The 23,752-nt window shown below is 53.6% G+C and carries 29 protein-coding genes and 1 pseudogene; 16 read left to right on the forward strand and 14 right to left on the reverse strand.

Features of this window, described 5'->3' with window-relative positions:
• Window positions 1–3: 3 nt before the first annotated feature.
• From ED661_RS21855 to ED661_RS05630, 5 genes are all read right to left on the reverse strand, one after another.
• Entirely contained in the window at window positions 4–144 is a 141-nt protein-coding gene (locus tag ED661_RS21855; RefSeq protein WP_162930045.1) for a hypothetical protein, read from the reverse strand.
• Entirely contained in the window at window positions 137–442 is a 306-nt protein-coding gene (locus ED661_RS05615; protein ID WP_122072950.1) for a hypothetical protein, read from the reverse strand. The genes ED661_RS21855 and ED661_RS05615 overlap by 8 nt, the downstream gene beginning before the upstream one ends.
• Window positions 439–777, reverse strand: coding sequence for a hypothetical protein (locus ED661_RS05620; protein WP_122072951.1), 339 nt, complete (start codon window positions 775–777; stop codon window positions 439–441). Before ED661_RS05620 ends, ED661_RS05615 begins: the two co-directional genes overlap by 4 nt.
• The gene (locus ED661_RS05625) at window positions 774–1,343 is read right to left on the reverse strand and encodes a hypothetical protein (protein WP_254054775.1); all 570 of its coding nucleotides are present in this window, start codon (window positions 1,341–1,343) and stop codon (window positions 774–776) included. Before ED661_RS05625 ends, ED661_RS05620 begins: the two co-directional genes overlap by 4 nt.
• A 530-nt stretch (window positions 1,344–1,873) precedes the next feature.
• The gene (locus tag ED661_RS05630) at window positions 1,874–2,632 is read right to left on the reverse strand and encodes a DUF6602 domain-containing protein (protein ID WP_162930046.1); all 759 of its coding nucleotides are present in this window, start codon (window positions 2,630–2,632) and stop codon (window positions 1,874–1,876) included.
• Between the two features lie 602 nt (window positions 2,633–3,234).
• Here ED661_RS05630 and ED661_RS05635 point away from each other — a divergent pair.
• On the forward strand, window positions 3,235–3,696 hold the full coding sequence (locus ED661_RS05635) for a hypothetical protein (protein ID WP_122072953.1): 462 nt from the start codon (window positions 3,235–3,237) through the stop codon (window positions 3,694–3,696).
• 484 nt (window positions 3,697–4,180) lie between these two features.
• Window positions 4,181–4,651 (forward strand): hypothetical protein, encoded by a 471-nt coding sequence (locus ED661_RS05640; RefSeq protein ID WP_162930047.1) that lies wholly within the window; start codon window positions 4,181–4,183, stop codon window positions 4,649–4,651.
• 624 nt (window positions 4,652–5,275) lie between these two features.
• On the opposite strand, the gene ED661_RS05645 is transcribed toward ED661_RS05640, so the two are convergent.
• Entirely contained in the window at window positions 5,276–7,582 is a 2,307-nt protein-coding gene (locus tag ED661_RS05645; RefSeq protein WP_216822436.1) for a tetratricopeptide repeat protein, read from the reverse strand.
• 547 nt (window positions 7,583–8,129) lie between these two features.
• A complete protein-coding gene (locus ED661_RS05650; RefSeq protein ID WP_122072955.1) occupies window positions 8,130–8,561 on the reverse strand; it encodes a helix-turn-helix domain-containing protein in 432 nt (143 codons plus the stop codon).
• A gap of 288 nt (window positions 8,562–8,849) precedes the next feature.
• Between ED661_RS05650 and ED661_RS05660 the strand changes: the two genes are divergently transcribed.
• The 10 genes and pseudogenes from ED661_RS05660 to ED661_RS05700 all read left to right on the forward strand — a co-directional run bounded on the left by ED661_RS05660 (window position 8,850) and on the right by ED661_RS05700 (window position 13,587).
• Window positions 8,850–9,275: a hypothetical protein gene (locus ED661_RS05660; protein ID WP_122072957.1), complete on the forward strand. Its 426-nt coding sequence runs from the start codon at window positions 8,850–8,852 to the stop codon at window positions 9,273–9,275.
• Window positions 9,272–9,862 (forward strand): hypothetical protein, encoded by a 591-nt coding sequence (locus ED661_RS05665; RefSeq protein ID WP_122072958.1) that lies wholly within the window; start codon window positions 9,272–9,274, stop codon window positions 9,860–9,862. Before ED661_RS05660 ends, ED661_RS05665 begins: the two co-directional genes overlap by 4 nt.
• A pseudogene (locus ED661_RS22400) lies at window positions 9,859–10,053 on the forward strand (helix-turn-helix domain-containing protein); the annotation flags it as partial. The gene ED661_RS05665 and the pseudogene ED661_RS22400, both read left to right, overlap by 4 nt.
• A gap of 348 nt (window positions 10,054–10,401) precedes the next feature.
• Entirely contained in the window at window positions 10,402–10,773 is a 372-nt protein-coding gene (locus ED661_RS22170; protein ID WP_254054776.1) for a hypothetical protein, read from the forward strand.
• Entirely contained in the window at window positions 10,770–11,066 is a 297-nt protein-coding gene (locus ED661_RS05675; RefSeq protein WP_122072960.1) for a hypothetical protein, read from the forward strand. Before ED661_RS22170 ends, ED661_RS05675 begins: the two co-directional genes overlap by 4 nt.
• Entirely contained in the window at window positions 11,063–11,611 is a 549-nt protein-coding gene (locus ED661_RS22080; protein WP_216822437.1) for a MazG-like family protein, read from the forward strand. The genes ED661_RS05675 and ED661_RS22080 overlap by 4 nt, the downstream gene beginning before the upstream one ends.
• Before the next feature lie 62 nt (window positions 11,612–11,673).
• Complete coding sequence (locus ED661_RS05685; RefSeq protein ID WP_122072961.1) at window positions 11,674–11,952, forward strand: DUF2312 domain-containing protein; 279 nt, start codon at window positions 11,674–11,676, stop codon at window positions 11,950–11,952.
• Window positions 11,952–12,371 (forward strand): DUF1064 domain-containing protein, encoded by a 420-nt coding sequence (locus ED661_RS05690; RefSeq protein WP_122072962.1) that lies wholly within the window; start codon window positions 11,952–11,954, stop codon window positions 12,369–12,371. Before ED661_RS05685 ends, ED661_RS05690 begins: the two co-directional genes overlap by 1 nt.
• A gap of 5 nt (window positions 12,372–12,376) precedes the next feature.
• Window positions 12,377–12,946 carry a hypothetical protein gene (locus ED661_RS05695; protein ID WP_122072963.1) on the forward strand — a complete coding sequence of 190 codons (570 nt, stop codon included), beginning with the start codon at window positions 12,377–12,379 and terminating at the stop codon, window positions 12,944–12,946.
• An 8-nt stretch (window positions 12,947–12,954) separates the two neighbouring features.
• Entirely contained in the window at window positions 12,955–13,587 is a 633-nt protein-coding gene (locus tag ED661_RS05700) for a transcription termination/antitermination NusG family protein (protein ID WP_122072964.1), read from the forward strand.
• Between the two features lie 108 nt (window positions 13,588–13,695).
• On the opposite strand, the gene ED661_RS05705 is transcribed toward ED661_RS05700, so the two are convergent.
• The 4 genes from ED661_RS05705 to ED661_RS05720 all read right to left on the reverse strand — a co-directional run bounded on the left by ED661_RS05705 (window position 13,696) and on the right by ED661_RS05720 (window position 16,974).
• On the reverse strand, window positions 13,696–14,685 hold the full coding sequence (locus ED661_RS05705) for a serine protease (protein ID WP_122072965.1): 990 nt from the start codon (window positions 14,683–14,685) through the stop codon (window positions 13,696–13,698).
• Between the two features lie 115 nt (window positions 14,686–14,800).
• A complete protein-coding gene (locus ED661_RS05710) occupies window positions 14,801–15,406 on the reverse strand; it encodes a hypothetical protein (RefSeq protein WP_122072966.1) in 606 nt (201 codons plus the stop codon).
• A gap of 4 nt (window positions 15,407–15,410) precedes the next feature.
• Window positions 15,411–15,821 (reverse strand): hypothetical protein, encoded by a 411-nt coding sequence (locus tag ED661_RS05715; protein WP_122072967.1) that lies wholly within the window; start codon window positions 15,819–15,821, stop codon window positions 15,411–15,413.
• 4 nt (window positions 15,822–15,825) lie between these two features.
• Window positions 15,826–16,974 carry a hypothetical protein gene (locus ED661_RS05720; RefSeq protein WP_162930049.1) on the reverse strand — a complete coding sequence of 383 codons (1,149 nt, stop codon included), beginning with the start codon at window positions 16,972–16,974 and terminating at the stop codon, window positions 15,826–15,828.
• Between the two features lie 340 nt (window positions 16,975–17,314).
• On the opposite strand from ED661_RS05720, the gene ED661_RS05725 reads away from it, so the two are divergent.
• From ED661_RS05725 to ED661_RS05740, 4 genes are all read left to right on the forward strand, one after another.
• On the forward strand, window positions 17,315–17,668 hold the full coding sequence (locus ED661_RS05725; protein WP_122072969.1) for an HNH endonuclease: 354 nt from the start codon (window positions 17,315–17,317) through the stop codon (window positions 17,666–17,668).
• Between the two features lie 142 nt (window positions 17,669–17,810).
• On the forward strand, window positions 17,811–18,209 hold the full coding sequence (locus tag ED661_RS05730) for a hypothetical protein (RefSeq protein WP_122072970.1): 399 nt from the start codon (window positions 17,811–17,813) through the stop codon (window positions 18,207–18,209).
• Entirely contained in the window at window positions 18,187–19,833 is a 1,647-nt protein-coding gene (locus ED661_RS05735) for a terminase large subunit (protein ID WP_122072971.1), read from the forward strand. The genes ED661_RS05730 and ED661_RS05735 overlap by 23 nt, the downstream gene beginning before the upstream one ends.
• Window positions 19,834–19,873: 40 nt before the next feature.
• Window positions 19,874–21,000, forward strand: a protein-coding gene (locus tag ED661_RS05740) for an IS3 family transposase (protein ID WP_122072972.1) whose coding sequence is annotated in 2 segments (ribosomal slippage) — window positions 19,874–20,138 and window positions 20,138–21,000 — 1,128 coding nt in all. Because the reading frame shifts where the segments join, the coding sequence is not laid out codon by codon here.
• A 434-nt stretch (window positions 21,001–21,434) separates the two neighbouring features.
• On the opposite strand, the gene ED661_RS05745 is transcribed toward ED661_RS05740, so the two are convergent.
• The 3 genes from ED661_RS05745 to ED661_RS05755 form a co-directional block, all read right to left on the reverse strand.
• Complete coding sequence (locus ED661_RS05745; protein WP_122072973.1) at window positions 21,435–22,136, reverse strand: SDR family NAD(P)-dependent oxidoreductase; 702 nt, start codon at window positions 22,134–22,136, stop codon at window positions 21,435–21,437.
• Between the two features lie 2 nt (window positions 22,137–22,138).
• Complete coding sequence (locus ED661_RS05750) at window positions 22,139–22,402, reverse strand: hypothetical protein (protein ID WP_122072974.1); 264 nt, start codon at window positions 22,400–22,402, stop codon at window positions 22,139–22,141.
• Between the two features lie 328 nt (window positions 22,403–22,730).
• On the reverse strand, window positions 22,731–23,432 hold the full coding sequence (locus tag ED661_RS05755) for a recombinase family protein (protein ID WP_254054777.1): 702 nt from the start codon (window positions 23,430–23,432) through the stop codon (window positions 22,731–22,733).
• Window positions 23,433–23,752 lie beyond the last annotated feature (320 nt).

Below are 23,752 nucleotides of genomic sequence, written 5' to 3' on the forward strand. Positions count from 1 at the left end.
CTTTCATAAGAGCGAGATGAAAAGGGTGGCGATGGCTACAGTGGTGGCCATTGCAATGATCACCCAAGGCATGATGGGGCGCGCTGGGCGCAATAGGTCGCCATTGCGCAGGCCAGCAAAGCGGGGCAGGTCGGGTTTACGCATTAGAACATCCCTCCACTGAGCAGCAAACCTGTGCGGGTACGACCATCGGGAGCCGGGCAAACAGTGCCTGGGCGTCGGTGCGCTCCTGTGGTTCCGAGTGATCGGTATCCAATACAATCCGGCAGGCGCGCGCTATCTGGAGGTCTGTGTGGTTTGAGACCTGCGCCAGGACAGCGCGCGCCGCGGTTAATCCCCCATCACCTTTGCCGTGAGTGGTGGAAAAGACCCCAGCAGCACTTGGGCCGCTGGGGAAGGTGCCCGCATCAATGCGGGACCGGGGGAAATAGGATGTGGTCATTGGACGGCCTGTCCAAGTCCAAGCTTTTCAGCATAACTGCGCAGTTTGTCTGTGAACTCGGTCACAAGTTCCGTTTCACCGTCCTTGTCATCAGAAGCATCGATACGACGACGCAGGTTGCCGAGCTTGCGAACAAGGGTGACCGGGAACTTGGCCTTTTCAGCATCGGCCGCGATTGCGTTCTGCAAGGATGTCGGCTTGGAAACGGCGCCGGGATCTGCTGCGTCGGCATATTGGGTGACGAATTTCAGCAGCTCGCGCTTGTTCCAAATCCAGGCCTTGCGCTTCACTTCCAGATCTTCCGGAGTTTCAACCAGGTGGCTCGACAGGCTCATGCTGCTACTCCCTGGCGAACCAACCGATTGCGAGCAGGGAGCTCGGCTAAGGCGGCCATGTGCCAGCTGTCTGTTGCAGCTGTTGGGCTATCGCCGCGGCCAAGGACGCCAAACATCTCGATCTCGTAGAAATGTGAGGTGACGCGCTGGGCGGGCAGGGTAGGATCTACCCACGAGCCCGCGCCCAGCTTGGCTGTGGCCATAGTGATAGCGTGGAACTTGTCACGCGCACCAAAGTGGAAGGCCTGCAGGAAGGTGACCAGAGGGTCGGTGCCTCCCATGGCGCCAAGGTAGCGCAGAACCTGGCCACACCAGAGGCGCAGGGCTGTGCCCAGATCCTTGTCGATGGCGTCTACACCATAGAGGTGGATATGAGCGGCGTCCTGACTGTGAGCGATTGTCGCGTCAAAGCAGGATCTGGCTAGGTCAGCAGCTTGGGTGGGGGTAGTGAGCTCCAGCCACTCAAGGATACCAGCTGCGGCCCGGGCTGCGAGGATCACATCTGTAGTTCGCATACCTGTGTCGGAGACAGTCAATTCTGTGCGTATCTTGGCAAAGGCATTCATCGCTACTTCTCCTCATAATCTCCCCGCGATCAGCAACCTGTCAGCGCGTCGGCTGGTTCGGTCATGCGCCTCTTCGACGGGGTGCCCGGTGTGGGCTGATGAGAATGAGGATAAAGTGGACAAATATCCACGTCAATCGAAATATGGATAAATATCCACTTTCGGTCAATCCTAACGAAAAGAAAGGGCAGTTTTGAGCCTGGTAGCGCTCCTTGTGCACAAAGAAACCCCCGCCGGAGAGGGGAGCTTGCGTAGGTAACGCTGGAATGACTTCTCTCAGCCCAAACCAGACATCGACAATTCAAGTCAGCTCGACAATGCCACAGTTTCAAGAATTAAAAATCTGCTTTCTAAACCATTCATTGCTCACTCTTTGCGACCAGATCGCAACGGCTTCAAGCCACATTGTGACGGCTTTGCAAACTTCATGACATTTTTCGAGTTTTTGAAGCTCCCCATTCGAATACCTTCGTTCGAAATGAGCCCAGCTTGACCAGCATCACTCTTTAAGTAAACTAAAACGCGTTATCCTAAACCGGCTGGTACTTTAGAAGCGGCGTTCGTGGCTTAGCATAGTCCCATGCTTGGAGAACCTTCATATAGTAATCAAACACAATGAGAAGAGGCGCGGCACCTTTAAAAATCCCGTCATGGCTTGAGATATAAAGATCATCTCCGTCTTTCTGTGCCAGCCATCCGTTGTTCCTGACGAGTGTAAAATCTAGTTCCAAGCACGTAATGGTGTCTGGCAGCTCACCTCCATTGTCTGCATGCTCCTTCAGTTTTTTTAGCAGGTGCTTTTCGGTGCAACTTTTAAACGAAATAATTGAATTTGGAATATCCTGTATCCACAATTCCTTACCGCTATTTGTCTCTGCGCTCCAAGGCCAAGGATATAAGTCTCCTTTTGAAATCGACAATCTCTTTACTTTATTAGTGGATTGCAGAGCTTCCTTAAGATGTTTTGTGTTCAAATCGGACTTCACTTCGAAAGTCGCGGCAACTCCATGGGCTAGGCTGATCGCGTACCGTTCTCCCAAGCTGAGGCGTGGCGCATTGTTTGGCACAATGAGAATGTCTATTTGTCCAGATCGCACATCCTTTGGGTCAACGATTTCGCCTGTGTTGTAGTCGAACCCCTTGGGCAAATTACCTTCAAAGAACTCAGTAATTACAAGTTCTCGCACGGACCCAATCAAAGTTGAATTTCGCCCAGAGTGTGCCAGTCCAGATTTCGATAGTAGGTTTTGTCTGAGGGCCTTAAAATGATTATTCAAAAAATCTGGCATTGCTGCATCCGAGCTACAAGTTCGTCGTGTAGTTAAATACACCTCTCCTTCACTCGGTCAAGTTTTCTCATAGAAAGTAGGCCAAACTTTGGTCTTAAAAGTGGTTTCCTACCATACCCTTGCATCATTGTGCTCAACAAAGGCCCACCGAAAGTCTACGGCATGGTCTTTGCAAAGTTCGGTATCTGCGCATAGCTGCCGTCAACGCCGAGCCAAGGCGGGCCGCTTGGTCAGTGATCAACTCTAGAAGTGCCGGAAGGTCGGCTCTCAGCCTAAACACGACCTTCACACCAAATGCCGCAAAGCGCATCCTGCGAGTTCGAAGTGTTTGCCCGCTTTTCCGCTAGCCGCCATTCAGCGAGTGGTCGGGGCCTCGGCTGGTGCTGTGCTCTAGGCGAACGGCAGCGAAGCGCAGATAGCCACGTTTTCAAAGTTTGGAGCAATTCACGTCTTTACGAAGTACGATTGAGCTTCGAAGACAAAAAAGTTGACAACTTAACTAGATAAATCAAGAAGATCCAACAGCTGCAGTAAGCCTTTTGGGGTGCGCGCACTGCAGCATTTGCCTAGACTATATGTAGCACAGTAGGATCCAATGAAATATGCCTTTCTCCTCTTCTAAAAAGACCTGCTTCGTAGATATGGACGATGTGATGTGTGACTTTCTGGGAGCATACCAGAAAGCGATTGAGCACAATCCCGCCATGACCTTCCCACAAGCTGAGCATGGGTTCTTTCGGCGTTTGCCTGAGGTCGAAGGAGCTGTTGATGCGGTGAAAACGCTAGCTCAAACATTTGATCTATGGATCCTCAGCGCACCTTCTGTGTTCAACCCAATGTCCTATACCGAAAAACGGGTCTGGGTTGAAGAACATCTCGGGTTTGATTTCTGTGAGCGGTTAATTTTGTCCTGCAATAAGGGCTTCATGAAGGGTGATTTTCTCGTGGATGACCGAGTTAGAGGGCATGGACAAGAGTTATTTGAAGGTGAGATCGTGCAGTTTGGAAGCGCTAGCTTTCCGAGCTGGGACGAAGTTTTGCGCTATTTGCTACCCAGAGCATAGTTTGCAGAAGGTGCAGAATTTCACGTTTCAAATCATAAGCGTCCAACAAGTGCAGCAAGCCTCTTAGGCAGCTCCACTTGTAGGCAGCCCCACTTGCGTGGTCCAAGTTAAAACTTAGCCGTTCGTATGACGCAGTTGCTGTGAAGGGCGGCTTCGAGCCAACAGCCGCCCTCGGTACCTGGCATGGATACTGCATACGCATTGGCCAGTTCGCAGCCCAAAGCAGACATGGCCTATCGACGAATTGGTTGGCAATAAGTTGTACATGATGGACGCGGCGAAAGCGAAGTTCTAAAATCGGGGATTGATCGTCTGTATTGCTCGATGCTAACACATTGTGCGCGGGACATTACATCTTGCATATTTGATGTTCGCAACGATTCAACACGAAGATTTCTACCAGATAGCGAGCCCTCGTAACTAAGTTTGGGGGCTTGGGTTAGCTAACACCCATTCAATAAGCGAATTTACAAAGGTGCGCGCCTTGAACTTTGATCCTGATCGACACAAAAAATCTCGTTGGAGGAATTTCGAGTTCTTTGACGGATCGGTGCTCGGCATGTTAGTCGGTGTCGTGTTCGCGTTGTTATTGGTGTGGGCTCTAGATTCAGACCTCACTCAAGAAATAGAAAACAAGATTTTTGATATCGTTGCATTTTTGGTGGCAATTTTTGCGGCATTTGTCGCTTTGGGGGGCGTACTAATGCAACTGCGCGCACAGTCAGATTTGGAAGAGAAAAGGCGCAAAGATGAGCTTGAGGGGGAAGCAGCGGCGCTATCCTTTACTCTAGTTCATGTGATGAAAATGTCCCAAAAGGGAATTCAAGAGCTAGTTGGAAAAGATTTTCTCGACCTGAATTTATGGGTTTCAGTCGAAATGGAAGTCTCTGAGACGCAGCTCTCCAGCATCAAATCAGCAATACGTTTGACACACGGAAAGGAACGACATGGTTGAAATTAATATTGCAGTTGTTGCAGCCAGCGCTCGAAATGCAGATGTCCAATTTGTTTCAAGAATATCTTTCGCTCGCAGGCATATCTCCGACGAACCTAGATCGGACGAAAATTGCACAAATTGAGAGGTGGGTATCCATTTACTGCCTGTCTGCAAGCTTGTTAGATTTCTCACGCGGCCGTTCCTTGAAAATAAACCTACCAATCCAAAGTGATGCGATTGATAATTGCTTCACGAAATCAGGCGTTAACGCGTCTGAATTTGTAGGACTCACGGGAGTTAAACTAGTTCACCCAGTCAGAGAGATGAATTCGCATGGCTGAGAGCTAACAGTAGATAGGTCTACTAGAAAGTACCTGCTTCCACTCATTTACAGCTTTTGATCAGGCAAATGGAACTAACTGTTCCCGGACTTTGCAAAGCTCGATATCTGCGCATAGCCGCCGTTGCCCATGCGCAGCGATTGTCACGCGAACCTTCAAGAACCGTAGATGACTGCTCTCAGCCCAAAACAGCCGTTGGAACGCGCTGCTGCAAGGAGCAACTGTTAAGCTCACAATCCTGTTGCTGCGCTTCGCACGAATGTCGGGTTTGACGGTTCAAAGAAAGGCAATCGCATTTGGCTTAGTCAGGCGAGGTGAGGCGAGCAAGGAGTGCCTCTGCCTGGGGGATCTGATTGGCTAAGGCTTTTGCCGATGCCGGGTGCCCGCACTCACGCAGAACCGTTTCAGCATCGGCTAGCTTATCGAGCACGAGGACGACGAGGGTAGAATCCTTGGTTCGATCTGCCAGGATAAGCAGGGCCAAGGCTTCGTTGCCAACGGTATTGGCCCAGTCGAGGGGCGCCTGGTCGCGGGTAAATTCCTTTAGCGCAGTGCGGTAGGCGGTGACGGCTTCCTCCAGCCGCGTGGTGCCTCTCTCCCGCCCCCCGAGGGTCTGCAACGCATTACCGAGGTTCATCTGGGCCTTCGCCCAGTCAGCGGGCACCCGGTCGCGGGTCCTTTCCTCCAGCGCAGCGCGACAGGCGGTGACGGCCTCCTCCAGCCGCGCGGTGCCGCTCTCCTGCAACCCGAGGATCTGGAGCGCATTACCGAGGTTCATCTGAGCCTTCGCCCAGTGGAGGGGCACCCGGTCCCGGGTAAATTCCTTGAGCGCGGCGCGCAAGGCGGTGACGGCCTCCTCCAACCGCGCGGTGTCGCGCTCCCGCTCCCCGAGGGTCTGAAGCACAGCCCCGAGGTTCATCTGGGCGGTCGCCCAGTCGAGGGGCGCCTGGTCCCGGGTAAGTTCCTTGAGCGCAGCGCGCAAGGCGGTGACGGCCTCCTCCAGCCGCGCGGTGCCGCTCTCCCGCGCCCCGAGGATCTGGAGCACAGCCCCAAGGTTCAACTGGGTCACCGCCCAGACGAGGGGCTCCCGGTCGCGGGTCTTTTTCTCCAGCGCAGCACGGTAAGCGGCGACGGCCTCCTCCAGTCGCACGGTGCCGCTCTCCCGCGCCCCGAGGGTCTGTAGCGCATTCCCTAAGTTGATTTGGGCGGTCGCCCAGTCGAGGGGCGCCCGGTCGCGGGTAAGTTCCTTGAGCGCAGCGCGGAAGGCGGTGACGGCCTCCTCCAGCCGCGTTGTTCCGCTCTCCCGCCCCCCGAGGGTCTGCAACGCAACCCCGAGATTCATCTGGGCGGTCGCCCAGTGGAGGGGCGCCCGGTCGCGGGTAAGTTCCTTGAGCGCAGCGCGCAAGGCGGTGACGGCCTCCTCCAACCGCGCGGTGCCGCTCTCCCGCGCCCCGAGGGTCTGCAGCGCAACTCCCAGGTTGCCTAGGCACACGCCTTTCTTGTCTTGATCTTCGCGAAAGCGGGTGACCATATGTTGCATAAGCGCAATCGCCACTTCGACATCGAAGTTCAGGCCTTTCTGAGCACCCCGCGTGTACCATTCGTTGTAAACGTCACAATGATTCCTATAAGAGTCTTCCGGCTCCGATGACTCCATCGGCAGTTTCTTCAGCTCATAAGTAACGGCTGCCTGAACATCGCGTGTCAGAACCGCCTGAGAGATGCCTTTGTCATACAGTCGAATCAGACCGGCTTGTGCGCGCAGCTCCTCCTCCGCCAGCAAAGCGGCGGCGGTTTCGATCTGACCTGACTCGTTCAGGGCATCGACCTGAACGATGATAGCGTTGACAGCGTCATCGGTATTGGTAGGAAGTTTCCCCCTCTCCCGTTCTTCAGCTGCGATCTCCAGAGCGTGTTCAAGACCGCGGAGCGCAGCGGCGAAATCCTGCTGACTACCTTCAGCATAACGGAAAGCGAGGGCGACGACAAAACTCTCATTATCCAACAGTGTCTGCGCCGTGGCGGACAATTGTGGTCGATGGTCTGCCAGTTGGCGGATCAGATTTGCGACCAACCCTTTTAGGTCGTCAATGTCGGTGGCGAGACGTTCTTCCAACGCATCAAACCGGGTATCGAACTGATTTTCTAGGTGCGATAGGCTTTCCTGGGTGAAGAGTTTGTGTACGTCATCTTCCAAGCGCAGAACCTCCCAGGCCCCCTCAACAATAGCGAAAAGAGCTTCTGGGACGCGGTCATCGGCGGGAATCGTTTTGGGGTCAAAAAGCGTATCGTAAAGGGTTTGCGGGAAAGCGCCGCGTGTGCGGGAGTCTTTTAAAGAGGCAGGGTTCACCTCGAGATGGATCTTGTAGTCCTTGAGATAGTTCAGCGCCACCTCTGCCTGCCGGTCGGTGATGCCGAGGGAAGCAAGCCTGGCCATGCCAGCTTCTCGCGCGGCTTTGCGTTTTGCGTGACGACAACTGCGCCAAACGTCAAAGAGTGCGACGCCGATGAGAGCGACTGAAGAAAGTGGCGCTGCGACAGTAGAGAACCCGAGACCTAGGATGCAGATCCCGACGCCGTGTTCAGCCAGAACTTGTTGGTTAGACATTTTGTTCTCCTCAAGTCGGGAGAAAACGAAACAGCTTAAGTAGAGTCAACCAAAACTAAGCGGAACAGGGCGTGGCTGTTTTTTTACAGCTTCACTAGCGGTTTTCAGCGTGGATTTTGGCCAACAACCGAGACCACAACCCTACGATTGCCATGTATCAAAGCAACGTCTGAAGTACGCTAACGAACGTACGCATTTGCCACTGAACCTTAAGGCGAGGTCGTACTTTGCAAAGGTAGCTATCTGCGCAGAGTTGCCTTTGAGCTGTTGCCGTTTTCCTCTGAAAGCCCAGTCTGTCCAGACAAAAGTTGGCGCTCTCTATGCGGTAGCTTGAAATTTACTGGGTGTCGATAGGGTTGTATCTTGCCACTTGATTTGTTCTCTGTTTGTCCCTATCAGGGGGCTGCAACGTGCAGAATGAGACTCGGTCCCTGACCTCGCAGTCTCTGCACTCCCCATGCCGCCATAGGCGGTTCGCTTAGCCACAGAAAATTGGTGGCGTGGCCATTATTTGCAAACCATGGGGGACGTATGGGTAGAGAAGAGGTTATTGGGTTTCTTCGTCAGGCACTGGAGACGAGTGATTTCGAGCGTCGATCTGAGCTTTTGCAGCGTTTAGCAGGAACTGACGCTCTGTCGGTTCTAGCTGCATCAAGAGAGAGGCTATCTCAGCGTCTTTCTGAGTAGAGGAGTCCTCAAGGAACTCATCTAGGGACTGCCCGAAGTAGTTCGCAATTTTCAGAGCATCATCCACATTGGTGGATCTGCTCTTCCCTTGCTTCACTTTATGGATCTGATCCTTGGAAACACCCGTCGCTCTTGCCAGTTCTGCGACTGACACTCCGCTTGAGGCTATCCCTTCGATCAGCGCGTCTCTGAATGATTTGGCCATAGTCATTTTATTATGGATAACTGTCCATTTTGCTAGGGGATAAAAGTCCATTGACATGGGTGGATAAATGTCCACATGTTGATGCATGACTTACCCCGACATCATATCCGAACTTGAAGACTACTGCGGTGCTACGGGCCTCAAACCGTCTACCGTTTGCGTTCGAGCGCTTGAGAACTCTCGCTTCTATGAGAGGGAAAAGCGCCGCGCAGAAATGTTGGCTGAAAAAGCTCGACTGATCAGAGCATACATGACTGCCAACCCAGTTGAGAGTGGCGGACCCGGCCAGCAGTAGCCCCCTTCCTATGCAAATATCCTCCTCCATGTATCCACCATGGGGCAGGGCCAGAGAAACACCAAGGAAATGGCCTTTCCATGTATGAGAGCTACGAAACACCGGCCCTTCGCCAAACCTTTGCCAGCCTCGTCAAGAAAGCGGGGGGAGGCGCAGCTGTGGTGATGGTCATCAAAGAGATGACCGGGCGCTGCATGTCAGAGGGAACCCTGACCAAGATCAAAAGCGGCGATATGCGCTTTGATTGGGAACTGGGCTTCATCCTGGAAGATGTGGTTGGGGAATACCCTATCCGGGCTCACCTGGACGCCCGGCGCCAGGAAGCCTGCGGCAAGAGTGATTTGCAGATCATAGCCGAGGCGGCGCTGCGTGAGATTGGCGAAGTGCCTGCTGCCGTCCTGCATGGGGTCACCACTGGCAACTTTGATCCGCTTCTCAAAGAAGGTCCTGAAGGCATGGCGGCACTGCAGGATCTGCTGAACCGCGTGAAGATGGTGCAGAGATGAGCCACAAAGCTTCAAAGCCCATTGATAGGCTCACTGCGCAAAAATCCAAAGTCCGTTTCGCATTCGGAGCAAGCAAGGTGATAACTTCCCAAGCCTTTATACTTGGGTTGAAGAATTATGTGCTTACCGCGATCTGCACAATTGGGGCATATGCTGTGCGCTGGCTCGTCCCCGCAGTGTTCCTCGCGGAGCGAGTACACGAGGCTTCCGGTGTCCCGCTCGTGAAGCGCGTAGCGCGCAAGTTTATCATCACGTGCTTTCTGCTGATTGATTTCCAGAAGCAGCTCACTCAGCTGAACCTTGAGCTTAGCATTCGCCAGTGCCGCATCGCCTATTTGCGAAGCAAGCTCGGCAACGGCGGCATCCAGATCACTGTCTGTAGCCGCCTCAGATTTCTCGAAAAGACTCTTGATGGATCGGGCAAGGGACACCCCTCGTTCCGTCGAGGAAAACGCCTGGCCAGCGACTTTTGTCAGCTCGCTCAAAGTCTGGAGGTCAAGATCGCCCATGGAGCACCTATGAAACATCGCGGAACTCCCCCGAAGGTTGCAGTGGATGGTGTTGCTGTCAATGAGGGAAAGCCATGAGCCACAAAGCAACTCACTGGCTGGCGGACCTTGACCCGACCCGGTTGAACAACGCCGAGTTTCGGATCCTGTTTGTGCTGTGCGACTGTCACAACCCATCTCAGGGGTGCTTCCCTAAGCAGGAGTACCTGATGACCAAAACCGGGCGCGGTAGCAGCTCAGTCAACGCGGCTCTGAATGGCCTGGAGGAAAAGGGGCTAATTCGCCGTGATCGGCGTAAAAGCGCAAAGACCGGCCGACGGGAAGCTACCCACTACATCTTGGGGTTCGAAATGGAGCGCCCACAAAAGCCAACTCCAAATAGTGGAGATGGAAAGCGGAAGACAAAAGTGGAACAAACCGCAAGTCCAACTCCAAATAGTGGAGATGGGTCCATCTCCGGTTTTCAGGCCGATCCATCTCCGGTTTTCGGGCCATTCCATCTCCTGAAAACCGGAGTTGGCCATATAAAGGAAGAACCAGTAAAGGAACCTGTAAAGGAACCTTGCGCTGCTGACGCCGCGCATCAGGATTTTGATTTTGGATCTTTCTTTGATCGGGTGTGGCGAGCCTCACCGCGTCCCGACAGCTGGCCAGAGACCGAAGCGGCCGTGCAGGCCCTGATCGAGGCTGGTGAGCGCCCGGAGGATATCATCGCAGCAACCGAGGCGTACGGCGCCAGGGTGGCTGGCTATGACGCTCAGCGGGTCCACTATAGCCAGAACTTCTTTGCTCAGGGGGCCTGGAAGCGCCATGTGCCCAAGGTCACCCCAAAGCCGAGCCAGGACGCAGTGCTGCAGGCCAGAGCGCAAAACATCCGTGAGGGCAAACCCTTCGTCTGCCGGTCCATCACGATCCACGCGGCTGGTGAGTGCATCACGGCAGGGCTGGTGAGCATTGATGACTGCCACGCCGCGGGGATCCGGGTATGAGCTCGCCGCACTCCAGCCCCGATCTGCACGGCACCCGCTTTGGCCAGGTTGTGGTTACCGTCGATCTTGCGCTGGGTGACTGCGTGGTGATTGCACCGCAGAGGGCAGGGGTCACCACCGCGCCGCGCAAGATGCGCCTCAACTCCCTGGATGAGATGCGGGGCGCCTATGCAGTCCAACACCGCCTCGCCAGGAACGCCGCTGTCAAACACCCCCATGCCGCCGAAATCGCCAGCGCCTTGAAATTCGCCGGTGAACAGATCGCAGACCACGAAAGGAAGAAACGCACATGAGCATTGATTTTCATAAGCTGCGCGCCGCCAATATCGCCCGTCAGGCCGAGTGGGCGGGCAATGAGCAGGCAGACCTTGCCTTTCGGGCGGTGGAGGTGGCTGACGAGGCAGGAGAGCTGCTGGGGGCCATCAAGAAGGTTGCCCGGGCCCAGCGCGGTATTGCTGGCTCCACGCTCTCCCTGCAGGACGTAGCAGACGAGATGGGCGATACCGTGATCTCACTGGATCTGCTGGGGATAGAGTTGGGCTTTGAGCTGGGGGCGCCCGTAAGCAATCCTATGAGCTCGCTGCCGCTTCTGTCTCAGGCCCTGATGCTGGATTCAGTCGTGGGGGACTTGTCTGCCTCGGTAGTAGAGCTGCTGGCTGTCCGGAGCATGGTGAAGCCTCAGGACAAGGAAGAAGCCCAGCGGGTCTATGAGAACCTGCATAGGGCAATCTTCTGGGTCATGTGCCTGGCGGCCGCGCTGGGCATTGGGCTCGAGACTGCTGTCACGGCGAAGTTCAACAAGACCTCTGTGAAGTACGAGATGGCCACGCGCCTCTGATCTCTCTTTCTGCCCCTTCACTGTGAGGGGGTAGCGACGGACATCAGAAAAGGATCACCCCCATGACAGCTCCAGAGACAACATCAGACGAAGCCACCAACGACAGCTACAAGGTCACTGCAGGCGAGCTGCGCCAGTTCGTCGAGCGCATTGAGCGGCTGGACCAGGAAAAGGCAGATATCGCGGAGCAGCAGAAAGAGGTTTTCGCCGAGCTCAAAGGCCGCGGGTATGACGTGAAGGTGGTGCGCTCCATTGTAAGGCTCCGCAAGAGGGACAAAGACGACATCGCTGAAGAAGAGGCGGTGCTGGAGATGTACAAAGAAGCGCTGGGCATGGTGTGATGACAGAGCGCCTGACAGCTGAGCAGTACAGGGATGCCCATGCCCCCAGAGGGAAGGGCAAAGAAGATCGTCGCCGTGTGCGTGGCGCTCAGCGCACCACAACCGCTGACGGCATCACCCATGACAGCAAGACAGAAGCGGATCGCTGGGAAGAGCTGAAGCTACTCCAGAGGGCAGGAGAGATCTGTGGGCTGCGTCGTCAGGTCGATATCGTGCTCCAGGGGCGTGACGGTCCTATCATGACAGACGGGGGAGAGCAGGAGCGTGTTTACCGCGCGGACTTTGTCTACGTCGATAACGCGCTGGGCATCACAGTCGTGGAAGACCGCAAGGGGCATGAGACCGATGTGTTCAGGCTCAAGCAGGCAATCCTTGCAGCACAGGGGCAAGAGCTCCTGATTACCAGAGCAAAGGGGTAGGGAGCATGGGAAGGCGCTCTAACTTCAAACGCATTGGTAAAGATGCCTATGACACTATCGACCAGCGCGCCTTTCCGCCTCTCCTGCGGCAGCTGAAGCGTCCTGTGCGGTACTGGGAGCCCTGTGCTGGTGAAGGGCGTCTTGTACGCGCGCTGGGCGCCGAGGGGCATGCCTGTGCCGTGGCTACCGACATCAGGCCGCGGGAAGAGGGGATCTATCGTCTGGATGCATTGCAGGCGACTGCTGAGGATGTGGACACCACCGGCGCGGAAATGATCATCACCAACCCGGTTTGGTCGCGCCCCTTGATGCATGCCATGATCGACCACTTTTCCCGGATCCGGCCAACGTGGCTGCTGTTCGATGCTGCCTGGATGTACACGGTCCAGGAGAAAGTAGCGCGCAAGCACGGCGTGAAGACCACTCCGGAGCTGCTGAACTACTGCCACAAGATCGTGAGTGTTGGCCGGCTGATCTGGATCCCCGGCACCACCATGGCCGGGAAGGATGATGTTTGCTGGTATCTGTTCGATCAGAGCAGACCCAGCGGACCTATCGAGTTTATTGGAAGTTGAGGCAAGGCATGAGCTACAAGATCGGGCAGCAGGTGCGCCCAAACCTTCACCGCAGGCTAACAGGTGATCCTATTCAGACCGCGCTGGGCGAACCTTGCACGCATTGGTACGTGCTGAAGGTGGCAGCCCTGCAGGAGTTCGTTGTGCAGGAATGGTTGAAAAGTGAGCCGGGTGTACTGGATGCCTGGCTGCCGACTGAGAAGGCGTGGCGCAACCAGGCCCAGGGTCGTCGGCGCAGGATCCCTTACAGGAAGAAGATCGCCCCCGGCTATGTCTTTGTCTGTGTAGATCACCAGATCGCATGGGATGTGTTACGCCACCAGTCAAACGGTAAGGTGCTTGGTGTCGTTGGGCGCGATGGCAGGCCCATGCCTGTGCCTGAAGACCAAATGCGCGCCATGAAGAGGTTGCCCAAGACCATCCAGAAGATCTACGCCGAGCAGGAAGCAGCCTCGGCCATCGTGCCTGGTATGAAGGCTCGCATCAAGGATGACAGCGGTGTCATGGCTGGCTGGGTCGTTGACGTGTCAGAGGTCAACCGCGGCATCGCCAAGGTCTTGGTTCCATTGTTTGGAGGTAGATCTGCCGACTTGGATGCAACGTGCTTGGAAAAGCACTCCCAGATGGGGAGGGACACATAAGTTCGAGTCTTACCCACGTTAGCGACACAGCTAACTGCAGGTTTGCGTCAAGCCCTATCTTGTCAATTCGATGAAGCGAATGTCCGTGTTGGTCAGCCCTAGTACTCGCTATCCTACTGTTCTGATTTCGCCTTTGTTGCCAAATTCCTCGAAGCCAGAATCGACCGTCATTTCTTTGTCGAGTATGTCGTCTAGATAACTTGCGGGAGTTATGATGCCGTAGCCTAGCCCATTTAACTTGTCAGAAGAAGTAGGAGAAATTGCTGTGCTTGCGACCACTCCCACAACACAACCGTCGCGATTCAATACTGGTGCTCCACTGCTTCCGCCCTTTACGCGAGCATTGACCAGAAAATACTCGGTAGTCTCCTGGTAGGGAATACCACCACCAACGATCTCTCCGTTCATGACCTTAATCTCAGATCCGATTTCGCCATGCTCAAGCACTGTCAATCGATCAAACCCGGGAACAGGCGGAAAACCAATACTCAGGATGCTTTCACCCAGAACGTGCGCAGATTTTCGAAATGGTAGAAATGTTGGTGTCGATTCTTCTTCTAGCAAGAAGACCGCCAGGTCAACGTCAGATGCAACGTGATATGAGAGACTTCGTATTCTACGAGGATTTTCATTTGCACCTAACACCTTAACACTCTGCATATTCTCCACAACATGGCGAGCGGTTACAAAGGTATTTGCGTTACCGAGAAAGAACCCCGTACCGATATCATAGTCATTATCGCGGTCTTTAACTATTACTGGGGCAACGGCTCCGGAGTGCCGCCGAAAAATCTCAATGGGACCACCAACCCGGTTTTCGTAGACACCATATTCGGCTTTGGTTTCCGAAAATTCGCGTCCCAAATATAGTCGCTCCAGTCCAACTCCTCCCAAATCGACCAAAAGGCCTTGGTGTACGAGTTGGTTAACTACGTGAAAAAGGTAACCAACATCTAAGGTTTCATTCCAACGTGGGTCTGAGTTCACGAAATCAACTAGTTTCAATGAGGAAGGTTGACCTGTTGCTAACTGACCAGCGGCATGGAAGTGGCGCATTAAAAGTGTGGCAAGGTTTTGGGGTCGTTCCATTTTTTCCATTTTTCTCTGGAGGATAGCTCTTGTACCCAGTTTTTGGATCGAGCTTCTGGCAGTCTCAAAACCGGTTGAAAGGCTTGGGGTTAGAGTTTTCGCCTAAGAATTGAAGCCTAGAGATTTATTTTAGAGGGTCATGCGTCATTGGCACGATTGTGTGTCGGACATGGTAAGGCAGTCCAGAGCCCTTGCAGTCGTGTTCGGTGCGGAAAAAGAGATGTGGATTTATCTCATCTTCGACGATGTCAACATATTGATGGTTAGCTTTGATATGATGCATCCAGTCTGTAAGAACCGCAGCTGAAGGCTTTTGTCCCTCAGTATGATAGATCAGTATTTCAGCGTGATCTCTCTCGGACATCGATCTTCCATAACGCGTAGAAAGTTGCAAGAATCCAGCATCCGTCCAACTGGCCCCTCGATGAATCTTTGCCTCTGCTACCCAAAGAAAACCAGTTGAGTGGTCTTCAACGGTGAGATCAACATGACCACCACGTTTAACGTCATGGTTTGCTACAATGCCAAGCGTTGAGAGAATCCCGCATATAATGTTTGTTAATCCATCCTCACCGAGACCCGCGTAATCTTTTCGTCCATCCACTAAGTGCCGGTATGCACGCTTCAAAAGACTCTCTAGGGCTTGGACACGCTTTTCCGTAGTCGTAGCGAAAAAGTACAAGTCTGCTTCAGGCAACCTCTCGGCAATGCCAAACTGCTGATTATGCACGCTATTATTTCCCCTTTGCCCGATCAGATTCGCGAGGCATCCAAAAGAATGGATGAACCCACTTCAAAAAATCTGAGTGTTCGGTGCCGAAATCAGGGTGAGCTAGTTTTCCTGTCTCTAAAGCTTCTGCGTAGAGTTCAGCCTCAAGCTCTCGAATATTTCCATCATCATCGGTCCAGTAGATTCCACGTGACAATGCAGGCTTCGAGAGCTGCGTAAGTACATATAGAGCCGAAAGGACGTGAGTATGCTCGGTGGTAAGATCCAGGCGGTCAATTACCCTGCGAACAGTAATGAACTGTGCACTATCTTCAGTAAGTTTTTCAAGCCATTCCACAACTTTGAACGCCATTGCACGAACATCGTCGTCCAGTGGCGTTGCAGTCAACTCTTCTCGTATGTGGTCAAGCTCCATTATATCACTCTACCACAGCAACCTCGTTAAGGCTCGCGTGTTCTGCTAGTACTTCAACCAGACTTTCGAAATCAACGCTTGTAAGGCAGCCCTCAAGCATTGCCGCGTTAACTTCCGGGTTCCCGCCTGCCCCGTTTCCGGACGGACCGCTTCCACGCAATGATAAGCTGATAGGATAAGACTTCCTCTCAGACAACCTTGCTTGCCATTCTACGCAGATGTGAAAAACGGAAATATCTTCATCAACCCCGACTTTCCCTGCTAGGTGGTAGGCTTGAGTTCTGCTGTCACCCTCTTCTTTCCTTAACATGCGTTCATTGTGAAGGCCATTTGTGGAAGTCGAGAATGATATTTCAGTTGCTCGTCCGACCTTAATATCAGAGTACAGTGAGGTGATCGCTGGGAAAAGATCGTGTGGGGGCTCAAATTTCACCTCAAGCAATTCAGCACAGAAGCGTCGCAACAATGAGTGTATTGTGAATGCATTTCTGGTTCCTGCTCCCAATGTGCAGTCTAGTCTAAACTCAATAAAGTCGCGCTCGTGAGGTACCCACATCACGTGGAAAAGAGGCACTGGTTGGAGTTTCACACCTACCAATTCATCATACTTCGTAAGAAATTTCGGTGCATGGGCGAACTCACTTCTTTCGACCGCCTCACGCGTTTTCTGAACCACAACTTGCGATAAAACGAGCCCAACACCATCGGGGGTCACTTCTACAGAGACTGGCGTTAGTTTTCCGCTGGCCTTTGCTAAGTTTTCCTCATCCAGAGGCAAGGGGTACGCAGATCTCTCATCTGTCTCTTCAAGTGTCAGCCCGAGAAGCTTGCTTTGCACGGCCTTACGCATAGACGGCTGCATAGGGTGCAACTTAACGTGTTTATCAGAATACAATGTGTGCTGGATCAGTAAGTCGATCAAGCGCCCATGTAAATTTTCATCTTCCGAAGATTCATACTTGGTTCTTGAAGCTTGCCAGCCATTGCCCGGCAACATGCCCGCCATCCACATTAGCCGCCTCCCTGTGGTGTAAGACATGCGGCGTTCCATACGCGAAATAACGTCAGATATCATAGATAAAATTCCAAAGTACAGAAAGTAAGGTCTCTGCGGAGATCCAAGAAGGCGAATCCCTTCAAGATGAAGTGTCATTGCAATTACTACTCAGGGGCGTTCTGGTCAAAGCTTGATTAGGTTGTTCAGCAAGGTGGCGTCATCTTGTCGCAAATGTCACCTTAAAAGCCCACAGCGTCATCTTTTTCGGTGTGAAATACCCAAATTTTATAAAAGTTTACCTCCTGCACAGTGCGAGTGTGTCGGCGGGGTGGATCGGTGGATGTCCCAAATACTTGCGCACTTCAGAATGGTTTGATAGCTACTAGGTAAGGTGAGTAGCGCTCGGATGCGTAGAGAAGCCAAGACCCAGCCCGGCTCCAACCTGACAGCAGGTGCGGCCGGTGCAACTGCGTAAGCAATTCCCGATAACTTTGATATGGCCTCAGTCCACGAAACCACAGAGTGGCGCAAGCTACGCCCGGTAATCCTGCAGCGTGACTTATGGACCTGCCAGATGTGCGGCGCCTTGCTGCGCTCTGGGCGGCGTCACAAGGCGGCTGCAGTGATCGACCACAAGAGGCCATACGACCTGCGTCCGGATCTGGCCTATGATCCAGCGAACCTATGGGCGCTGTGCCGTGACTGCCATGACCGAGAATGCCGACGCATTGAGGATAAGGCGCGCGGCATGCGCCAATGGACCTTCCGTGGTGCTGACTGGATTGCCTCGGAGAAGGCCAAGTGCCGCTTTGTCGGGCTGGATGGCGCAACCGTCATTCCAACCGCCTAGAACACCCCAGCTTGGCCTGAGCGCTCAAGGGGAGGGGGTGGCAAAAGTGCCACATCCTCCGGGCCTGTTCACCCGCTGCTGAGGATCATTCTCACAGAGACCAAATTTCAAAGGGGGGTGGGGGTCAGCCACTTTTAGGAAGATGAAGAAACCCGTCTACAAGAATATTTACAGTGACTTAGAGGATGGTGGTGAGCGCGCAAAGGTCGCAGAAAGGGAGTGGAAAGCGCTCTGTTTGGACCTGGAAACGCGTGATTTGATGACAGATCAGCGCAAACGGATCGTGGATCGTCTGGTACGTGAGCGGGTTGAATACGAGTTTCTGTTCCCCATCGCCATCAAGGCAGGACATGTGAACAAAGGCCCGAAGGGTGGGGAATTCGTCAATTTGCACTGGTCTGCCCTACAGAGAACCAAGGACCAGATTTTGAAGTTGGAAGAGGCCCTGAGATTGACCGTTGATCGGGTGGCCGCTCCAACTGGAAAGACTGAGAAGAAAACAAAAGCGAGCAAGTATCTTGGCAGGCTTGGACCCAACTAGCGAGTATGCGCGCCGGGTTCTGGATGGGGAGATCATTGCGGGCAAGTACGTGCGCCTGGCATGTGGACGCCACTTCGCTGATCTGGAAGCCGGCGCAGCGCGCGGTATCTATTTCGATGCGGAGGCAGCCCAGGAGGCGATAGAGTTTTTCCCGGCGATGTTCACCATCACGGATGGGCCGAAGGCTGGTGAGCCCTTTGATTTGTTGGATTGGCATACCTTCGTGGTTGGGTCGCTGTTTGGCTGGCACAAGGCTGGGCGCCTTCGGTTCCGCAATCTCTGGCTGGAGACAGGCAAGGGACAGGCTAAATCTCCGCTGATGGGCGGCATTTCCATCTATGTTTGTGGATTTCTGGGGATCCAGCGGGCGCAGTGTTATGCCATTGCCTCGAAGTTGGACCAGGCAAAGATCCCGTTCAAAGATGGAGCGGCACTCTGCAGGGCAGACATTCCCGATCTGGGCGAAAGCCTGGAAGAGCGGGGCGACGTTTTCATTTCCGGCAAAGGCGAGAATGCATGGCGGATTGAGTTCACGGAAAGCTCTTCGTTCTTTGAGGCAAAGGCCACCACGGACAGCCTGTCGGGGCCGAGGCCGGACTGTGTGATTGCCGATGAGGTTCACGAGTTCACAACGGACAAGCCGATTGAGCTCTGGGCAGCTGGGGTCGCCAAGAAATCCGGATCTGCCTTTATGATCCTGGGCACCAATACCCCGGCGATTGACCAGATCGTCGGCACCGAGCAATCAGAATACTACCAGCGCCTGCTGGAGGGCATCTTTGAAGATGACGAGGCCTTTGCCTATATCGCGAGGGTGGATGATGACGACGACCCATTTGCAGATGAAAGCTGCTGGATCAAAGCGATGCCTGCTCTGGGCGTCACTTTCGACTATGAAAACGTGCGCGGCGTCGTCAATCGCGGCAAGAACGATGAGGGGAAACGGCTCACAGTCTCGCGCCTGTACTTTGGCATTCCGGTTGGCTCAAGTGGGTTCTGGGTTGATGAGGCCGCCTGGCGCGACTGTATCAAGGATATCGAAGAGGAAGCCCTTGAGGGCAAGAAGTGCTTCCTGTCCCTTGATCTGTCGGAGAAAAACGACCTCACGGCCCTGGGCGCGGTCTGGAAAGGGCAGGATGATCAGTTGCTGGCCAGGGTCGACTATTGGACCACACCGGCCGGGCTGGAGCGCCGGTCTGCTTTGGATCGCATTCCTTACAAGGTCTATGTTGCAAAGCAGGAATTGAAGGTCACCCTGTCTGCGGTGGTGGACTATGAATTTGTTGCGCTGCGCATTGCTGAGATGGTTGCGCAATATGACGTGGACAGCCTGACAATTGACCCCTCATTCTGGGAGAAGTTCCGGGACGCCTGCGAAAAGGTGGGCTTGGCAGTATGGGTCTATGAGGGGCCGGAAGAGCCAGAGGGCGATGGGCTGAAGGTTGTCAGGCATTCGCAGGGCACCAAGGTAGCATTTGGGGAGCGCAATCTCTGCATGCCGCACTCAATCACCCGGCTCACCGATAAGGTTTTGACCAAGGAAATCGTCATCCAGACCAACCGGCTGACGCAATACTGCGCGGCCAATACGGTTATCAAGACGGACGTGAGCCTCCCCCAATGAAGTGGTCCGCCCCTATGTTTAGAAAAGCGGAGGACCATAGATGGCTATTAAGAGACCGAAGCCCGAAGAGATTGTCGTGAAGTTACGGCAGGTTGAAGTGTTGATGGGGCAAGGGATGCCCCGGATTGATGCAATCCGTCAGATCGGCGTGACGGAGCAAACCTATTACCGCTGGAAGAAGAAGTACAGCGGAATGGGCACAGAGCAGCTTAAGGAACTGAAGCGGCTCCAGAAGGAAAACGAGCGCCTGCGCAGGGCGGTAACGGACCTGACGCTGGACAAATTGATCCTGTCCGAGGCCGCAAAGGGAAACTTCTGAGCCCCTCGCGCCGCCGTGCCTGCATCGACCTCATTCGCAGCAAGATGAAGGTTTCCGAGCGTCGCGTTTGCCGTGTCCTGGGCCAACACCGGTCCACACAACGGCGATTGCCACAGGGGCGTGCCGACGAGGAACACCTGGTAGCTGATATGATCGAGCTGACGCGTCAGTACGGGCGATATGGCTATCGCCGGATTGCTGCCTTACTGCGAGACGCTGGCTGGCAGGTGAATGACAAACGTGTCGAACGTTTGTGGAAACGCGAGGGGCTCAAAGTGCCTGTGAAACAGCAAAAGAAAGGACGGCTCTGGCTCAACGACGGTTCGTGTGTCCGGCTTCGTCCCGAATATCGTAATCACGTCTGGTCGTACGATTTCGTGCATCACCGAACAGATGATGGCAGGGCTTTCAGGACATTGAACATTCTGGACGAACACAGCCGGGAATGTCTTGCGATCCGGGTGAAGCGGAAGCTGAACGCGAACGAAGTCATTGATGCTCTGACGGATCTGTTCATTCTGCGAGGCGTGCCCTCTTACATCCGATCAGATAATGGCCCTGAGTTCATTGCTGAGGCCGTCAGAGGCTGGATCAAGGCTGTCGGGGCCAAGGCCGCATACATCGAGCCTGGATCGCCATGGGAGAACGGATACTGCGAAAGCTTCAATGGGCGAATGAGGGATGAATTGCTGAACGGTGAAATCTTCTATTCGTTACGAGAGGCCCAGATCATTATCGAAAGCTGGAGAAAACACTACAACACCAAACGACCCCACAGTGCTCTGGGCTACCGCCCACCTGCGCCAGAGACCATCGTCCCGATGGACCAAAGGCCAACCATGCACTAACTTTCAATTTGGACCACTCAAGTGGGGCTGCTCACTGACTGAATCGAAATGTCTTAAAAGCGGCCATTCATGCCTATTGCAGCATCGGTCAAAAAGGGCTCACATACCGCCTTGCGGCGGTGCGGCATCACATTGCAGCTAGATCAGGTGAGACCCTAGATTGACGATGACTGGGGCCAGCCATTTCAACCATTTGTTCTGTCGACAAGACGTAAAGAGGATGCGGGTCATGGGCTTCCAGCGTAGGTGCGAAGTTTCTTATGAAAGCGGATCTTTAACCCTAGCAAGATTGTAGAGCAGTGGCGAAAATCCGTCTGACGCTCCTTCCACATCTCAACCAGTTTGGAATGTTGTATGTGCAACTGACTGCGCTAAGCCCAACGCGGAACTGGCATTGGTTAGTTTTCCAGCAAGCATCAAGGAATTCTGAGACTTCACCATGGAACTGTTTTTCCCGCCCAGTCAACAAAGCTACCGGTGCTGGAGGAATTAAGCCCTTCCAAGACCGAAAGAAGTTTGGCTGCTGCCTCAGTTGGCGCAGTCTTTGAGTGACCGGGAAAGTGCGCAGTAAATGGTGTTTCAACCGTTCCTGGATGCAAAGCTACTACGATTGCATTTTTTCGCTTTCTAGAGATCTCTATAGCGGCAGTATGCACAATCTGATTTGCCGCAGCCTTGGAGGCGCGATAGCTGTACCAACCGCCCAGATGATTGTCACCGACCGAACCGACTCGGGCAGATATTACACCCACAACGGAGCGATCACTCAATGGCAGGAGACGTGGCAAATGCCGCAAGATCAGCGCTGGTCCTATCGCGTTCACAGCCAGAACCCGCATCATGTGATCAGCATCGATCTCTTTTAGTGACTTTTCAGGTCTCTTCCCCACAGGGGCGAGAATACCGCTGGCTACTATGACAGTTTGGAACGTTCCACTGAGGTGGTCCATATGAAGTTTCACTTTGTCTGGATCCGTAATATCAAAACCATCACTGGATCGAGACAAGTTCGTCACATTCGCGCCTTTGGATACGAGGGCGCGAGACAAAGCAGCACCTATTCCACCAGAGCCCCCCACAATCAGTGCGCGATGCTCTCCCACATTTTTGCGAGAGACATCATGAGTGCTGTCCATGGTTATTGCTTTTGCAACAAATCGGGATTTTGAGCGCTCTGAAACACGACCAGAGTCGTAAAAACCGCACTCAAAATCAAGACATGTGCGATAGACGAAATACCGAATGCCAAATAGCTACCAATCGATATTGAAAAGACTGCACTCCACATCCAGGCTAGGAGTTGCATCAGCATATATGCTGCAGGGAGTGGAATGTTCTGTAACGGGTTCTCCCGATCATCCATCAGAGACGCCCAGGTGGTTTTAAAAGTTCTGATCAACATTTTTCTTCCTCCTACTCACTATACGGCCCAAAAATGACTTTGGATCATTCAGAAATGTTTCAAGCGGGCGGAATGGGATGGGCGGTCTCTTCACAGAGCTGATTTTTCCGAGATTTGTAACGCCTGATCAACCCATAATGCACGCGGCGCGCTGTCATGACTGGCCGGAGAACCCGGAATACCTCTTGGCAGATCTTGAAATTGCATAGTTCTAATCCACAAGAAAATAGAAATCAGGGTTGATCCCACTTTGGAAAAATAAACCCTAAGAGACTGTGGCAGAGTGCCTGCGAAATTCAATTCATCTCTGAGCTGTGAAGCTACAACTTTAGTGTTTTGTCTTAACATCATCACGTGGCAACACTGAAGAACTGCCTTGCTCTACGCGCCGTTCGATTTCATCATCTGGTGCAGTGTATGTGACTTCCATATCGCTCAGGTCATCAAGGGCAGTTTCCATCGTCTTCGACAAACGTGGTCGACCAACATGCACACCTCTGGCCTTGGCCGCAGCCATGCCAGCTTTCGTGCGCTCAGAAATTAGACTGCGTTCATATTCGGCAAACACAGCGAGTTGCCCATAGATCATGTGCCCCACGGCAGTACGCGTATCAATCCCTTGCGTGATGGCGTGGAACTCAACACCGCGCTCTTGTAGGTCGTTGAGGATCTGCAACAGGTGAATAGCTGACCGGCCAAGCCGATCCAGCTTCCACACCGTGAGAGTGTCGCCAGCTCTAAGTTCACGCATCAGCGCATTCAATGCGGGGCGGTCAACCTTGCCGCCCGACACGCCATGATCCGTGTATATCTTCCTGCAACCTTCTGCTTGCAGGGCATCGACTTGTAGAGCTTCGGTTTGATCCTTGTCCGACACGCGGACATATCCCATCTTTCTCCCTGCCTTTGCCTGTGTTCCCATCCCCTGATTGTGCGGGGTTTCATGATCAAAACAATCTCCAAACATGGCGATTTTCCTCTTTGCAAAAGGGGTCCCTTTCAAAGCGGCGGAGGAAGTGGTTTTGGCCAACAAGACTCCGTCAAAAAACCTGTGGAAAACAGCGATGACGGACTCCGATGGTGGTGATGTGATACCCCTATCAAAAGGGACCCTTTTTGAGCGGCCATAGCTCAAACGAGGATTTAATGCTTTTTCTTAAATCACACGCGTTCCGCCAAGCGGAGGGCAACGCATGACGATGCAAGATGCAACACAGTACATTGTGGGTAGTAGCATGGGTTTGATCATTGCCCTCGTTATCTGCCATGTGTGGCTTGGGGACACTTGGGGATTCCAAGTAGTAGGTTTTTTATTGTTGTTATTGGCTCTCAGGGGATGTGCTACGCCAT

This window comes from Pseudophaeobacter sp. EL27, from assembly GCF_900313025.1.
Taxonomy (GTDB): domain Bacteria; phylum Pseudomonadota; class Alphaproteobacteria; order Rhodobacterales; family Rhodobacteraceae; genus Pseudophaeobacter.

Excerpts from the sequence above, each read along its gene's own strand:
- ED661_RS21855 (WP_162930045.1), bottom strand. The coding sequence starts at position 144 with ATGCGTAAACCCGACCTGCCCCGCTTTGCTGGCCTGCGCAATGGCGAC.
- ED661_RS05615 (WP_122072950.1), bottom strand. The coding sequence starts at position 442 with ATGACCACATCCTATTTCCCCCGGTCCCGCATTGATGCGGGCACCTTC.
- ED661_RS05620 (WP_122072951.1), bottom strand. The coding sequence starts at position 777 with ATGAGCCTGTCGAGCCACCTGGTTGAAACTCCGGAAGATCTGGAAGTG.
- ED661_RS05625 (WP_254054775.1), bottom strand. The coding sequence starts at position 1,343 with ATGAATGCCTTTGCCAAGATACGCACAGAATTGACTGTCTCCGACACA.
- ED661_RS05630 (WP_162930046.1), bottom strand. The coding sequence starts at position 2,632 with ATGCCAGATTTTTTGAATAATCATTTTAAGGCCCTCAGACAAAACCTA.
- ED661_RS05635 (WP_122072953.1), top strand. The coding sequence starts at position 3,235 with ATGCCTTTCTCCTCTTCTAAAAAGACCTGCTTCGTAGATATGGACGAT.
- ED661_RS05645 (WP_216822436.1), bottom strand. The coding sequence starts at position 7,582 with ATGTCTAACCAACAAGTTCTGGCTGAACACGGCGTCGGGATCTGCATC.
- ED661_RS05650 (WP_122072955.1), bottom strand. The coding sequence starts at position 8,561 with ATGCATCAACATGTGGACATTTATCCACCCATGTCAATGGACTTTTAT.
- ED661_RS05660 (WP_122072957.1), top strand. The coding sequence starts at position 8,850 with ATGTATGAGAGCTACGAAACACCGGCCCTTCGCCAAACCTTTGCCAGC.
- ED661_RS05665 (WP_122072958.1), top strand. The coding sequence starts at position 9,272 with ATGAGCCACAAAGCTTCAAAGCCCATTGATAGGCTCACTGCGCAAAAA.
- ED661_RS05675 (WP_122072960.1), top strand. The coding sequence starts at position 10,770 with ATGAGCTCGCCGCACTCCAGCCCCGATCTGCACGGCACCCGCTTTGGC.
- ED661_RS22080 (WP_216822437.1), top strand. The coding sequence starts at position 11,063 with ATGAGCATTGATTTTCATAAGCTGCGCGCCGCCAATATCGCCCGTCAG.
- ED661_RS05685 (WP_122072961.1), top strand. The coding sequence starts at position 11,674 with ATGACAGCTCCAGAGACAACATCAGACGAAGCCACCAACGACAGCTAC.
- ED661_RS05690 (WP_122072962.1), top strand. The coding sequence starts at position 11,952 with ATGACAGAGCGCCTGACAGCTGAGCAGTACAGGGATGCCCATGCCCCC.
- ED661_RS05695 (WP_122072963.1), top strand. The coding sequence starts at position 12,377 with ATGGGAAGGCGCTCTAACTTCAAACGCATTGGTAAAGATGCCTATGAC.
- ED661_RS05700 (WP_122072964.1), top strand. The coding sequence starts at position 12,955 with ATGAGCTACAAGATCGGGCAGCAGGTGCGCCCAAACCTTCACCGCAGG.
- ED661_RS05705 (WP_122072965.1), bottom strand. The coding sequence starts at position 14,685 with ATGGAAAAAATGGAACGACCCCAAAACCTTGCCACACTTTTAATGCGC.
- ED661_RS05715 (WP_122072967.1), bottom strand. The coding sequence starts at position 15,821 with ATGGAGCTTGACCACATACGAGAAGAGTTGACTGCAACGCCACTGGAC.
- ED661_RS05720 (WP_162930049.1), bottom strand. The coding sequence starts at position 16,974 with ATGACACTTCATCTTGAAGGGATTCGCCTTCTTGGATCTCCGCAGAGA.
- ED661_RS05725 (WP_122072969.1), top strand. The coding sequence starts at position 17,315 with ATGGCCTCAGTCCACGAAACCACAGAGTGGCGCAAGCTACGCCCGGTA.
- ED661_RS05730 (WP_122072970.1), top strand. The coding sequence starts at position 17,811 with ATGAAGAAACCCGTCTACAAGAATATTTACAGTGACTTAGAGGATGGT.
- ED661_RS05745 (WP_122072973.1), bottom strand. The coding sequence starts at position 22,136 with ATGGACAGCACTCATGATGTCTCTCGCAAAAATGTGGGAGAGCATCGC.
- ED661_RS05750 (WP_122072974.1), bottom strand. The coding sequence starts at position 22,402 with ATGTTGATCAGAACTTTTAAAACCACCTGGGCGTCTCTGATGGATGAT.